This window comes from Nonomuraea sp. NPDC048826, assembly GCF_043198225.1.
In the GTDB taxonomy this organism is placed as follows: Bacteria; Actinomycetota; Actinomycetes; order Streptosporangiales; family Streptosporangiaceae; genus Nonomuraea.
Genome location: NZ_JBICUQ010000004.1, coordinates 22,724 through 36,328 on the forward strand (window position 1 = coordinate 22,724; position 13,605 = coordinate 36,328).

8 protein-coding genes are annotated in these 13,605 nt (G+C 70.9%); 1 reads left to right on the plus strand and 7 read right to left on the minus strand.

Annotated elements, in window-relative coordinates:
• Window positions 1-557: 557 nt before the first annotated feature.
• From ACGFI7_RS14650 to ACGFI7_RS14675, 6 genes are all read right to left on the minus strand, one after another.
• A complete protein-coding gene (locus tag ACGFI7_RS14650) occupies window positions 558-1,136 on the minus strand; it encodes a hypothetical protein (RefSeq protein WP_393403989.1) in 579 nt (192 codons plus the stop codon).
• Window positions 1,133-1,939, minus strand: a complete 807-nt coding sequence (locus ACGFI7_RS14655) for a hypothetical protein (RefSeq protein ID WP_393403992.1) — start codon at window positions 1,937-1,939, stop codon at window positions 1,133-1,135. Before ACGFI7_RS14655 ends, ACGFI7_RS14650 begins: the two co-directional genes overlap by 4 nt.
• Window positions 1,936-2,961: a hypothetical protein gene (locus ACGFI7_RS14660; RefSeq protein WP_393403994.1), complete on the minus strand. Its 1,026-nt coding sequence runs from the start codon at window positions 2,959-2,961 to the stop codon at window positions 1,936-1,938. Before ACGFI7_RS14660 ends, ACGFI7_RS14655 begins: the two co-directional genes overlap by 4 nt.
• Window positions 2,962-3,092: 131 nt before the next feature.
• Window positions 3,093-3,725 carry a hypothetical protein gene (locus tag ACGFI7_RS14665; protein WP_393403996.1) on the minus strand — a complete coding sequence of 211 codons (633 nt, stop codon included), beginning with the start codon at window positions 3,723-3,725 and terminating at the stop codon, window positions 3,093-3,095.
• A 112-nt stretch (window positions 3,726-3,837) separates the two neighbouring features.
• Entirely contained in the window at window positions 3,838-8,745 is a 4,908-nt protein-coding gene (locus tag ACGFI7_RS14670) for a ThuA domain-containing protein (protein WP_393403999.1), read from the minus strand.
• Between the two features lie 210 nt (window positions 8,746-8,955).
• Window positions 8,956-10,233 (minus strand): ROK family protein, encoded by a 1,278-nt coding sequence (locus tag ACGFI7_RS14675; RefSeq protein WP_393404001.1) that lies wholly within the window; start codon window positions 10,231-10,233, stop codon window positions 8,956-8,958.
• A gap of 855 nt (window positions 10,234-11,088) precedes the next feature.
• Between ACGFI7_RS14675 and ACGFI7_RS14680 the strand changes: the two genes are divergently transcribed.
• Window positions 11,089-12,096, plus strand: a complete 1,008-nt coding sequence (locus ACGFI7_RS14680; protein ID WP_393404004.1) for a sugar phosphate isomerase/epimerase family protein — start codon at window positions 11,089-11,091, stop codon at window positions 12,094-12,096.
• 263 nt (window positions 12,097-12,359) lie between these two features.
• On the opposite strand, the gene ACGFI7_RS14685 is transcribed toward ACGFI7_RS14680, so the two are convergent.
• A complete protein-coding gene (locus ACGFI7_RS14685; protein WP_393404007.1) occupies window positions 12,360-13,592 on the minus strand; it encodes an iron-containing alcohol dehydrogenase in 1,233 nt (410 codons plus the stop codon).
• Between the last annotated feature and the right edge of the window lie 13 nt (window positions 13,593-13,605).

A 13,605-nucleotide genomic window follows, 5' to 3' on the forward strand; every position in this document is an offset into this window, starting at 1 on the left:
CAAGGCTCCCAGGAAGCCATAGGGCCGAATTCCACCCTTCCCTGCCCTTGGCCGCGCTGCTTCCGAAGCCCTGAACGAGAAAGCGGCTCGGCTCGTCGGCCTTCGGCGACGCGTGGAACTCCTTGTCTCCGGATCCCCATCATCCGGTGCTCAAGGTGTCCACACCTCGGGGGAGGTTCCTGTCATCGATGTGCGGCACAACGCGGGCAGGAGCCGATAGGCGCTCCCCACCGCGTGTGCGGTGGATCACATATCAGGGATCGTGTCACTTTCGCAGCCTCGCGCCTTCCCAAGGGTCACGGGAACACGTCCCCGGCTTTCTCGTCGGTACGGCGGAGCAGATCGCCGACAAGCTCCGGCAGAACCGCGAGCGCTACAGGTCCAGCTACGTCACGCTTATCCAGGGAGTGGTGGGAGACGGCATGCGTGCCATGAAGCCCGTCATCGAACTGCTCCGCTGACCTGCCCGTATCCCGGCCGTCGAGCTCGACGCCCTCCACCACCCCGCCCTGCCCCCGGCCTGAACCGCACGGGCCGCGGCCGGCCCGCGAGGTCCGTCAGCGTCCGGCGCCCGCGCGGGTGTGGCGCCGGGCGAAGACGATCCAGGCCGCGACGGCCGCCAGCGCCGCGAGGACGATGATGCCGATCTTGAAGGGCATCCCCGTCGCGCCGTCGTCGTCCCTCTCGGTCGTCGCCGCGGCGGCCGTCGCCTGGCTCGTCGTCCGGTCCTGTGCGGGGAGGGCCGCGACGGCGGGCGGGGCGGCGACCACGCCCGCCTTCACCCGTACCGTCTTCTTCGCCTTGGACGGTTCGGTCGCGGTCACGGTGACCCGCCACTCCCCGTCCGGCAGCGGCTCGGCGGAGTGGTAGAGGTTCTGGCCCTCGGGCGCCGACCTGAGCGGCACCGGCCCGAAGGACCGGCCGTCGGCCGAGGTCGCCTTCAGCGTCGCCTCCACGATCTCCGTGACGGGATGGCCGTCCTTCTTGTACGTCACCAGCACGTTGACGTTGTCGGCGCCGTCTCCCGTCACCTCCAGCTTGATCGGCCCGCCGTGGGCCGCGGCGGCCGGTGCGCCGAGCACCAGCGCGAGCCCGGCCAGCAGGACGGTGAGGACGTATGCCGGTGCCTTTTTCACTGGTGGTGACTCCCCTCGGGTTCGGTGTCGGGGGTGAGCGCCCCTTCGCCGGGTGATGTGGGCAGGAACACATGCTGGTGGCCGTTGCCTGCGTCGACGTTCACGGCGTCGAGCGCGGTGGCCCCGATCGACCAGGCGAAGAGCGCGTCGGCGCGTTGCCGTGCGGCCAGGTCGAGGGCGGCGGCGCGGGCCGGTCCCGTGAGGTCCCGCGCCATCGTGTAGGTGTCGACGGCCGTGGCGAACTGCCGCACGGCGGAGGCGAGACTCGACCGCGCCACGTTGGTGGCGGTCTCGCCGGACGGCGGGTCGGCGAAGCCCTGGACGGCCGCGTCGGCGGCCTGCCGCCACGCCTCGACGTCGGCGGCGGTCACCGCGACGGGTCCCGCGGGGCCGTCGCCGGGCAGGGCCGGGGCGAGCCCGTCGAGCACGGGGAGGAGCCGGGTCCGCGTGTCGCGGGCCAGCTCCGTCAGGGTCCTGATCTGTGTCCGGTCGCGCAGCGCGGACTCGGCGCGGAGGCGGTCGGCCGCCTGCTCGATCGAGCTCGGCCGGGTCACGCCGAACACCACTCCGCCGGCGACGAGCGCGCCGAGCGCGAACGCGAGGGCGAGGGCGAGCACGCGGCCCCGCGTCGCGGGCCGGGCCGGGGCCGACTGCCCGAGCCGGGTCGAGGCCGGCTGCTGGGGTCGGGTCGGGGCCGGCTGCTTGGGTCGGATCGGGGCCGGCTGCTTGGGTCGGGTCGGGGCCGGCTGCTTGGGTCGGTTGATGGTGGTCACCTCCTGGGAGCGGTTGCCGGGAGCGCTCACGCCTCCGCAGACGCTTCCTGGCGGGCGAGCATGATCAGCTTTTCGATGCGCCTGCGGCGCCTGGCGGCGTTCAGCCGGATGGCGAAGAAGGCGAGGACGAGGAGGGCGAGGGAGCCGAGCTGCGGCCAGGGCAGCGCCCACACCGTGGTGCCGACCGCCGCCCGCCGGACGGCGACGCCGGGAAGCTGCTCCCCCGCGGGCGAGGGGACCGCCGTGACGGTCGTGCCGATGGGTCCCAGCGGCCACGCGCCGGGCACCCGGGCGACGAACGTGCGGCTGCCGCCCGGCATGAGCTCCCTGGCCCTGGCCGCGGACGGGTCGTTCCAGCCGCCCTCCCCCACGAGCGTGGACGTCAGCACGTGGTTGTCCGTGACCAGCCGGACGTTGCCTTCGTTGGCCACGGTGTAGGTCACCTCGACGGATCCGGCGGCGAACGGGTTCCACGAGCCCACGTACTCGGCCCGTACGCCGGTCACGGCCAGCTTGGCCACGTAGTCGCCGGTGACGCGGATGTTCAGGCGGACGCCCACCCGGTTCTGGACCCGTACCTGGCCGGAGACGGTTTCCAGGGAAGCGGTCACACCCGCGGGGTGGTCCCCCGGCGTCGCGTTCCGGGGGATCGACACCGTCACGGGAACGACGGAGGTGGCCCCGGCGGCGATGGTCACCTTCTCGGGGACCGTGATCCAGGCACCGCCGTCGGCGGGCTCGGCGTCGGAGGGCCGCATGTCGAAATAGCCCTTGGCGGTCAGGTAGCCGTCGTTGGCGTCGATCGCGAAGTCCACCGGCTCGGTGGAGCGGTTGATGACCGCCACGTGCTCGACGACCTGCTGGCCGCCGGCGAGTTCGAGGTCGATGACGCTGCGGCCGTCGGGACCGCCGGCGTTGGCCGGCACGACCGACCAGGTGGTGTCGGCGCCGGACGGGGTGGCGAACGCCACCATGGCGGCCAGCAGCGCGACGCCGAGAGCGGGGAGGACGGCGAGGCGGGCGGGGACGTCTCGCGGGCGGCTTGCGGTCAACAGAGGTCTCCAGTCTCGTCGTGGCCGTCCGGGGCCCGCGCCGGGCGGGCGCGGGCCCCGGACGGCCGGAGCGGGCGATGGCGTCCTGCCTCCGGTTCAGGACCAGGTGAACGTTCGGGACCGGTTGCCGTTCAGGACTGGTTGAACAGGGAGAGCGTGAGGGTCGAGTGGTATTCGCCGGCGGTGACGTCGGTGGGGGTACGCAGCATGAGGTCGGCGTTGACCTGCCAGGTGCCGATCTCGTCGGCGGAGTTCGCCGTCGAGACCAGCAGTTCCTGGCCTTGCAGACCGACGGCCGGCGCTCCCGAGCCGTCCGAGATGACACTGGAGACGGGCTCGCCGGCCTCTACCGCCCCGGAGGAGGAGTCGGTCAGCAGGCGCGGCCGCCAGCCCAGGTACTGCGGGCCGATGGGCGGCGCGGAGCCGCTCGTCGCGGTGAACTCGCCGGCCTGGCCGACGACCGCCCAGAAGTCGCCGGCGGGGATCTCCTCGGGCCGGCGGGTGTCGGTCACTGTGACCGTCGGCAGGGTGCCGACGAACTGGCGGGCGGCGGCGTTGGAGCCGTCCTCCTGAAGGGACACGCCGCCGTTGTCGGCGACGGTCATGGACACCTGGCCCGGGGTGCCGGGCTCGATCGTCACCGTGACGTCGATGCCCTCCTCGGGGTCGTCGGCCGCCACCGCGGGACCGGCCACGCCGACGCCCGCGAGCGCGACGCCGAGCACCGCCGCGGCGAGCAGTTGCGTGGTCCTGTTGATTCTCATGTCTTCGCTCCATCGCTGGGGGGTGGGGCCGGCCGGCCGATCGGCCGGCCGGCCCCGGTTCTGCTGGGGGCGGTGACTGCGGTCGCGCGGACCGTGGTCACCGCCGGTGCGGTCAGCCGCAGCTGAGCGCCGGGTAGTCGGCGTCGTACGACGAGGTGACCTGCTCGCCGCCGATCGTCGCGACTCCCTTCACGGTCACCGTGCCGGCGTCGATCTGCCCGGCCCGGCTGTTGAAGGACTGGTACGCCTGCTTGCCCGGGGTCACGTCGGCCACGGTCTTCGAGCCGAACGGGGTGGTCAGCGTCACCGTCACCGGCACGTCGGAGCCGTTGACGGCCGTGAGCGCCACGTACGCCGAGGTGCCGATGCAGCGGGACGAGGCGGAGACCGCCAGGTCGACGGCCGCCGCCTTGGCGAGGCGGAAGTAGTCGAACGTGACCTTCTTCGACGCCGACTGATTGGTGCCGATCGTGTAGACGCCGACCTTGGCGTCGGTGGCCACCGCGCTGTTCTGCACCGCGGCGGACAGGTCCGTCCAGGTCTCCCCGTCGGCGGAGTAGGAACCGGAGTAGGTGTCGCCCTCCTTCTTGAGGCGCAGCCACCAGATGCCGGTGGTGAGGTTGTTCACCTGCGGCTGCGGGTTCTGCACGGTGCCGCCGACCTCGCTGCGCAGCTCGATGCTCCGCGCCGCTGTCGACCCGGCCGCGTTGGTGGTGAGGAAGTCGAGCTTCACGTAGTCGTCGTCGCCGGTGTACACCATGAGGCCGCCCTGCTGGTACCGCTCGTTGAGTGCCGAGGCGTCCACCTTGGTCTCCAGCGTCCAGTCGCCGTTCGGGGCCGGCTGCAGGATGAGGTTCTTCGGGCCGGTGTTGTCGGTCCCGTAGATGTCACCGGTCGTGGTGTCGAGCTCCAGCTTGCCGTCGCTCACGCGCACCGCCGTGGCGTCGGGGCGCACGATCGCGGTCCAGCGGCAGGCGTCGAGCGCGGTGCCGTCGAACTCGTCGTCCGGGTCCGCCCCGGTCGCGCTGTCGTCCGGCGTGATGTGGAACCAGTCGAAGGACGCGTCCACCACCGGGTGGTCGGCCCCCGCCAGGGAGATCATGCCGATCTTCGGGTCGGTGATCCCGGCGAGCGGCTTGGTCTGCGGCATCGCGGTGAACGTGGTGCCGTCGGCGGAGTAGTGGGCGGTGATGTTCGTTCCGTCGCTGATGAACCGCACGTACACCGTGTCGGGGTAGGCGTCCCCGAGAGTGGCCGTGTTGCTCTGCGACACCTCGTTGGGGCTGCCGTTCTCCTCCCGGATGAACTGGAAGATGCGGTCGGCGTGGTTCGGACCCGAGGTGGAGCGCGCCTGCAGCACCATCTTGGCGTAGTTGTCGTCGTCGCCGTAGATGATCAAGCCCGCCTGCTGGTACGCGTCCCTCGCGTCCAGCGTGAGTTTGGCGGTGGCGGTCCAGGCGCCCGACGGCGCCGGCTGCACCACGATGTTCGGCGTGTTGCCGCCCGTGCTGTAGATGTCGGTGGTCGAGGTCGGGATCACCAGCTTGCCGTCGGCGACCCTGAGGTCCTGGTTCTCCCTGATGACCGACCAGCGGTCCCGGTCGAGCTGGCCGCCCAGGAAGTCGTCGGAACGTCCGGTGAAGCACACCGCGGCCGGCGCGTCCACCTTGACCTGGACCTCCGCGGTGGCCGACGCGCCCTTGTCGTCGGACACGGTCACCACGGCCGTGTAGTTGCCCGGCGCGGTGTAGGTGTGGCTCGCCTCGGCCGTGGTGGGCTCCGGCGCGCCGGTCACGCCGAAGTTCCACTTGTAGGTGATCGGGTCGCCTTCCGGGTCGGTGGCCGTCGCCTCGAAGTCGACCGTCAGCGGGGCGACGCCCGTCACCGGCGTCGCCGTCGCGGTCACGACCGGACGCTGGTTGTCCGTGGCGCCCTGGCCGACGAAGTCGACCCAGTTGAAGTTCGCCAGGTCGGCGTCGTTCGCCGCGCTCGCCGGCTTGCGTACGACGAAGTACAGCGGTCCGCTCTCCGCCGGCGCGCCGTTCACGTCGAGCGTGACGTCGGTGAACGTCTGCCAGCCGCCGGTGGGCGTCACCTCGGCCGAGCCGATCAGCGTGCCGGTCTCGGGGTCACCCGCCCTGACCTGGACGGTGCCGCCGGGGCCGCCCGAGGAGGCGCGTAACCGGATCGCGGTGAGGTTCGACAGGTTCACCGGGTCGAACGACCACCAGTCGCCGTCCTGGACGGACCCGATGTGCTGATTGCCGCCCTGCGGGTCGCTCGTGGCCTCGGCCTCGACACCCGCGGCGTCGGTGCCCACGCCGTCGGCCACCCGGCCTGTCTGCGTGAAGTGCTCGGCCTGCTTGCGCTTGGGCTGCAGGAGCGTCTCGCCCCGCCCGGTCAGGGCCTTGGCGCCGTTGGCCCCCTCGTCGGTGTAGCTGGCCTCGATCACGTAGAAGAGGTTGTCGTACTCACCGTGGCCGGCCTGCTGGGTCTGCAGGGTGCCCTCACAGCCCGTGTGCTGGTCGAGCGGGTGGCCGTGGCTCTCGTGACCGAGGATCGCCTGGATCTGCACCTTGTCGCAGTCGATCGTGCCGTCCTCGGGGTCGGTGGCGGTCACCTTGAACTTCACCTGGTCGCCGAACTCGAAGAAGGCGCCGTTCGGCGGGAGGTCCACCGTGACGGTGGGACGGGTGTTGCCCGCGTTGATCTCGACACTGGCGGTGGCGGTCTTGCCGCCGGGGGTCGTGACGGTCAGGACCACGTTGTAGTCGCCGCCCTCCTCGTAGGTGTAGGAGGGGTTGGGGTCGGTGGAGTCGGTGTCGCCGTCGCCGTCGAGGTCCCACGCGAACGTGAGCGGCTCGCCGTCCGGGTCCCGGCTGCCCTCGCTGGAGAACGTGACGGCCAGGGGCAGCGGCCCGTCCGTCTTGTCCGCCGTGGCGCGGGCGATCGGCGGCCGGGTGCCCTTGATGTAGTCGATCCGGTAGATGCCGGAGTCGGCGTTGTCGCCGCCGAAGCCGGAGCCCCACTCGATCATGTACAGCGCGCCGTCGGGGCCGAACTTCATGTCCATCGGCTTCTTGAACGACAGGGAGCCGAGGATGCGGTTCATCTCCACGAGCTCGGTGCCGCTCTCGTCGAGCTGGAACGACCACACCTGGTCGTTGTTCCACTCGCCGAACACGGCCTTGCCGTCCCAGTACTCCGGCCACTTCACGTCCGACTGCAGGTCCGGGTCGGCGCGGTAGACCGGGCCGCCCATCGGCGCGCCGCCCCTCAGCTCCGGGAAGTTCTGCGGGTCGGCCGCGTAGTGGTACCAGACCGTCGCGGGCACCATCGTGGGCAGGTCGGTGAGGCCGTCGTTGTTCGGGGAGTCGTTGACCGGCGCGGTGCAGTTGAACGGCGCCCCCGACTGCTGGGTGGCGAAGTCGTAGTTGATGTACGGGGTGTTGTTGCCGACGCAGTAGGGCCAGCCGTAGTTGCCCGGCTCGGAGACGAGGTTCCACTCGACCGTGTTCTGCGGGCCCCGGGTGGCGCTCGCCGAGTTGGCGTCAGGGCCGTACTCGCCGAGCATGATGTGGCCCGTCTTCGGGTCGAGGCCGATGCGGAACGGATTGCGGAAGCCCATGCCGTAGATCTCCGGCTTGGTCTTCTCCGTGCCCGGCGGGAAGAGGTTGCCGGACGGGATGGTGTAGGTGCCGTCGGGCTCGGGGTGGATCCGCAGCAGCTTGCCGCTCAGGCTGTTGGTGTTGCCCGAGGTGCGCTGGGCGTCCCAGCCGGCGCGGCCGGACCGCTCGTCGATCGGCGTGTAGCCGTCGGAGGCGAACGGGTTGGTGTTGTCGCCCGTGCCCAGCCACAGATCGCCGGTCCTGGGGTCCATCACCATGCCGCCGCCGTGGTGGCAGCACTCGGCCCGCTGGACCGGGACGTCGAGGATCCGCGTCTCGCTCGCCAGGTCCAGGGTGTCGCCGGTGACGGTGAACCTGCTCAGCCGGTCGACGTTCGTCCCGGTGGGCGAGTAGAACAGGTACACCCAGTGGTTGGTGTCGAAGCCGGGGTCGAGCGTGAGCCCGAGCAGGCCGCTCTCGTTGGCGGTGAAGACGTCCAGCTGCGCCGCCGTCACCGTGCCGCCGGACGGCTTGATGATCTTGACATCGCCGAGCCGGTCGATGTAGAAGACCCGGCCGTCCTTGGCGACGTCCACCATCATCGGGTTCGAGGTGTTGTCGTCGAGCGTGACCTTCTCGAAGCTGCTGCTCTGCGAGGCCGAGCAGTCGGCCCTGACCGCGCCGGCGGCGGTCTGGATGCCGCCGAGGAGCAGCTTCAGGAAGTTGGGCTCGCTGTAGTTCTCCTTGAGGTGGCCGAGCCCGGTGTACCAGGAACGGCCGCCGTCGTAGTCGTGGCACCAGGTGTTCGGGTGGTCGGCGCCCATCGTGGCGCCGGTGTAGGACTTCTCGTCCATCGACGTCAGCACGTGGACCTTGCTGCGCGGGTTGGCCTGGTAGTCGTACCACTCGTCGGTACGGGTCCAGGTCGCCGGCAGGTCCTTCGTGGACGGGTGCGCCGGATCCTCGACCTTGACCGTGGCCTGCTGGATCGCCGGGTGCGACTTGAAGTACGCCCCGACCAGCTCGCCGTACCAGGCCCAGTCATAGCCGCTGTCGGCGGCGGCGTGGACGCCGACGAAGCCGCCGCCGTTCTGGATGTAGCGCTCGAAGGCGTCCTTCTGGTCCTGCGTGCCCAGCGGGTCACCGGTCGTGGACATGAAGACCACGGCCTGGTACTGGGCCAGGTTCTGGTCCGTGAACTGCGCGCTGTCCTCGGTGGTGTCGACCGCGAAGTTGTTCTCCTGGCCGAGTTGCTGCACGGCCGCGATGCCCTCGGGGATCGAGTCGTGCCGGAAGCCTGTCGTCTTCGAGAAGACGAGCACCTTGAACGCGGGCTCGGCCGCCGTGGCGGCCTCGGCGCTCACGGGCGCCGCGAGGAGGGTGACGAAGGGGGCGACGAGGGCCAAGGCCATCGTCGTAGCGGTCCGGCGCCTCGGGCGCCGTCCGCGTGCTGGCAGGACCGCGTTGAGCAGCCTGGCCCACGTTCGATGACGTGGTGACATGGAAAACCCTTCCTGACCGGGGGGACGTCAGGCAAGGCGCGCGCCGCCGCGCTGTTGCCACTGGGTGGTAGCGGATGGTGCGGGGTGCTGGAGGGTGCCGTCTCCAGGCATGTGGGGCCGTCAGTGAGGTACCGGCCGGGGCGGTGAATCAATGATCGTCGTCGGGTCGTCGAGGGTGTCGCTGACCACCATGCTGGCGGCGCCGCGGGAGGCGGCGCCGAAGCCGAGAGTGGAGGCGACGAACCGGCACTGGGCGGCGGGAGCGGCCACCATGAGCCGTTGCAGCTGATCCTGCGCATGCGGCAGCAGCCACTGCGCCAGCGAGGCGAAGTAGCCGCCGATGACGATCACGCGCGGGTTGAACAGGTTGGCCAGGATCGAGCCGCCGAGCCCGAGCCACTTGCCGACCTGCGCCACCGCCGTCGTCATGCGCCGGTCGCCGGAGGCCAGGCCCCTGGCGAGGTCGGCCACCCGTTCGCCGGGGTCGGGCACCGGCATGCCGGGCAGCCCGTAGGCCTGCTCGGGCATGGCCGCGCGGACGAGCGCGGCCAGGCCGACCTTGGTCTCCCAGCACCCGATGCGGCCGCAGCCGCACTGGGCGCCGTTCGGGTCCACCTGCAGATGCCCGACCTCGCCGGAGAATCCGTCCGCGCCGCGCAGGAGCTCGCCGCCCAGGATGATGCCGCCGCCGACCCCGACCTCGCCGGTGAGGTACACCAGGTACGGCGTGCCGGCGGCGACGCCGGAGGTGTACTCGGCCAGCGCGGCGAGGTTCGCGTCGTTGTCCACCCGCACGGGCACGCGCAGCGGGCCCAGCAGGGAGCTCAGCTGCTCGGCCAGGGGCAGGTCGTGCCAGTAGAGGTTCGGCGCGAGCGTCACGACGCCGCGTGCCACGTCCACGAGCCCGGGGACCGCCACCACGATGCCGGCCGGCGACGCTCCGGCCCGCCGCATAGCCTCCACGGCCTCCTTGGCCACGAGCCCGAGCCGGCGCACGGCGCTGTCCGGGCCGCTGCCCATGGCGTCGTAGACGACCCGGCGCTCGACCAGGATCCGGCCGCTGAGATCGGTGCCGTGGACCGCGATGTAGTCGACGTTGATCTCCATGCCGAGGGCGCCGACGTGCGCGCCGTGCAGCGCGACCGCCCGTCTGGGGCGGCCGACCGCGCCGACGTGCTCGACGCCGACCTCGCGTACCAGACGCCGTTCGAGGAGCTCGGCCATGAGGTTGGACACGGTGGCCCGGTGCAGCCCGGTCGCCTCGGCGATGTGGGCGCGGGACAGGGACTTGTGGTCGCGCAGCTCGCGCAGCACCAGGGAGAGGTTCGCCCGGCGCAGCGCGGCGGGACCCGCCGGCGGAGCGCCGCCCGAAGCACCGTTGGGCGGCTTGTACGTCATGGGTACCACCCGCCCCTTTGTTTATCTTTGAGATCAATTAATGGCAGTTGTAACACGGGGATGCACGAATGTGCACCCCTCACATTCGTAACGAGTTGGCATCGCCGAAATCGCCGCATTTCAGCGACCACTCCGGCGCCAGTTACCGGAACGTTACCTAAATTGCAACCGGTTTCCCCCTTGTGCCCTCAGAGGTCGGCACCTTTAATTCGGTGAGCCATCCGCACTGATCGAGGAGGAGCGTGGACCACAACCCGGCCGACGGCCACGCGACCGACTCGGCGAGTCGCGACGGACCCGCGGGAGCCCCCGCGGACCAGGCCACCGTGCACCCCGACCGCGTCCTCGTGCCGCGTCATGTGAGCGCGAACATCCCGTGCTCCCGGCCGGCCGTCACCGTCGCGACCGGGTCGAACGGGCATCCTCGACCTGGCCTGCCTCACCGCCGAGGTGGGCGTCGGTGGCGTCGTCAACTCCGTCCGAACGTCTCCGGCCGTCGGAGTCATCGGGAGAACCCCGACCGTCCGCTCGCCCTGACCCGCCTCCGTCCCCCGCCCCTTCCACCCGCCTGATCGCTGTTCCGCACCTTCCGCGTGCTGCGGCCACGGCGCGTGCCGTCCGGCGGACGGACGCCGCTGTGTCCCCGCCCACCGGGCCTTCCGTGCCCTTGTGCCCCAGAACGTCCCCGCCCGCCTGATCGGCCGCCAGAGCCGCAGCGGCACCGTCGACGCCGACCTCGGTGCCATCGCGGCGGTGCCAACCGGTGCCGCCAGGCGGGCGGGGCACGGCCCCACCGAACCGGCGGCCGTCGAGCAGAGCGCGGCTGAGGCAGCCGCTTGACGATGTGGAGGATTCATGACGAGACCGATCACGCTGTTCACCGGGCAGTGGGCGGACCTGCCGTTCGAGGAGGTCTGCCGGCTGGCTTCCGCATGGGGCTACGACGGCCTGGAGATCGCCTGCTGGGGCGACCACTTCGAGGTCGACAAGGCTGTCGCGGACGACTCCTACGTCGAACGCAAGAAGGAGACCCTGGACAAGTACAACCTCGGCGTGTGGACGATCTCCAACCACCTGGTCGGCCAGGCCGTCTGCGACCACCCCGTCGACGAGCGCCACCAGGGCATCCTGCCCGCCCGCATCTGGGGCGACGGCGAGCCTGAAGGCGTGCGGCGGCGCGCCGCCGAGGAGATGAGGAACACCGCCAGGGCCGCCCGCGCGCTCGGCGTCGACACCGTCGTCGGCTTCACCGGCTCGTCGATCTGGCACACGCTGGCGATGTTCCCACCGGTGCCGCCGTCCATGATCGAGGCGGGGTACGCCGACTTCGCCGACCGCTGGAACCCGATCCTCGACGTCTTCGACGAGGCCGGCGTGCGCTTCGCCCACGAGGTGCACCCCAGCGAGATCGCCTACGACTACCACACGACGGTGCGCACGCTGGAGGCCATCGGGCACCGGCCGGCCTTCGGCCTGAACTGGGACCCCTCGCACATGGTGTGGCAGGACCTGGACCCGGCGAACTTCATCCTCGACTTCGCCGACCGCATCTACCACGTGGACTGCAAGGACGCCCGCGTCGCCACCCGCGACGGACGGCGCGGCCGCCTGTCCTCCCACCTGGCCTGGGCCGACCCCAGGCGCGGCTGGGACTTCGTGTCCACCGGCCGGGGCGACGTGCCGTGGGAGGCGTGCTTCCGGGCGCTCAACCACATCGGCTACGACGGCCCGATCTCCATCGAGTGGGAGGACGCGGGCATGGACCGGCTGCACGGCGCGCCGGAATCCCTCGCCTACATCCGCTCGCTCAACGCCATCACCCCGCCGGCCGCCTCCTTCGACGCCGCCTTCTCCTCCGAGTGACGCCGTTCCGCCGGGGCGGGCGCGGGCGGCCGCCCCGGCGGAACCACCGCGTTCGGCACGCCTGCCGGTGGGCTACGTCTGCCTGATGGCCGCAAGACCGGAATCTCCGCGGCCGATTTTCGGGCACCTATATGTCATAAGCGAAATAAGCCGGTGACTTTACAGCCGGGGCATGCGGCCGTACACCATGCCGGTGAATGGGCGGATCCCATTAAGGCATAGCTGACAATTCCCGATATTTCAGATTAAAGGCCTGTCACTATTTATCCCTCCGGAATCAGGACGTGCCGGGTTCGGTCCCCGAGCCAGGCCGCTTCGAGGATCGCGGTCAGGCTCGCGGTGTCGGTCGGGCCTGGATGGTTCTGGATCAAGCGGGTGACACCACTGGCCATCTCCGCGAAGCGCGGGAGGTCGGCGCGTGCCACGCCGATGTCCGCCAAGGTCGTGGGGATGCCGATGTCGGCCAGGAGCCCGTCGAGCCAGGTGAGGAACATGTCCGCGGCCTCGGCGTCCGAGGCGTCGGTCACATCGAGCCCGCACACCTCGGCGAGGACGGCCAACCGGTCGCCGATGGCATCCCTGGCCGCGTCCAGCGCGTAGGGCAGCAGCAGCCCGACGCCCAGGCCGTGCGGTGTGTGGGTGGCCGCGCCGATGGGGTACTGGAGGGCGTGCGGAGCCGCGTTGCCCGCGTGCGAGAACGCGAGCCCGGCCAGCATGGACCCATAGGACATGTCCGCGCGCGCGTCCTTGTCGCCTCCGTCCCTGACGACATGGGGCAAGCTGCGGGCGATCCGCTTCGCGGCCAGGAGCGCGTAGTGATCGGTGATCGAGTTGCGGCCGAGGAAGACCTGCTCCACCGGGTCGCGCGGTCCGTGGGCCCGGGGCCGCGCGGTGTAGCTCTCCACCGCGTGACAGAACGCGTCGATGCCGGAGTGGGCGGTGACGGTCGCAGGGCAGGTGTAGGTGAGCTCGGGGTCGACGATGGCGAAGTCAGGCACGATGTGAACGCTGGAGACCCCCACCTTCAGCTCGCGGTCAGGGTCGGTCAACACCGAGACGGGCGTGAGCTCGGAGCCGGTGCCCGACGTCGTCGGGACCGCGACGAGAGGAATCGTCGGCCCCGGCACCTTCGACTCGCCGTAGAAGTCGCGCGGCGTCCCACCATGGCACCGGATGACGCCGACGATCTTGGCGAGGTCGATCACCGTGCCACCGCCGATGGCGAGAATGACGTCGGCGTCCACGTCCGCGGCGACCGAGACAGCCAGAGCGACATCGGCGAGTGGCACGTCCGGGGTCGCGTCGGCGAACACTTCGACGACTTGGACCCTCTCCCGCACGGTGGCCACGATCTCGGCCACGCCCGGCTGCCCCAGAAGAACCCGGTCGGTCACGACGAGGACTCGCGAGCCACACTCGGCCACCACGCGTGGGATGTTCTGCGCGACCCCTTCGCCCACTATCAGCTGGCGTGGTCCGCGGACGGTCTCAAGCATGTCAGTGCCTCTC

Coding starts and splice junctions, on each gene's coding strand:
- ACGFI7_RS14675 (WP_393404001.1), bottom strand. CDS start 10,233: ATGACGTACAAGCCGCCCAACGGTGCTTCGGGCGGCGCTCCGCCGGCG.
- ACGFI7_RS14670 (WP_393403999.1), bottom strand. CDS start 8,745: ATGGCCTTGGCCCTCGTCGCCCCCTTCGTCACCCTCCTCGCGGCGCCC.
- ACGFI7_RS14665 (WP_393403996.1), bottom strand. CDS start 3,725: ATGAGAATCAACAGGACCACGCAACTGCTCGCCGCGGCGGTGCTCGGC.
- ACGFI7_RS14680 (WP_393404004.1), top strand. CDS start 11,089: ATGACGAGACCGATCACGCTGTTCACCGGGCAGTGGGCGGACCTGCCG.
- ACGFI7_RS14685 (WP_393404007.1), bottom strand. CDS start 13,592: ATGCTTGAGACCGTCCGCGGACCACGCCAGCTGATAGTGGGCGAAGGG.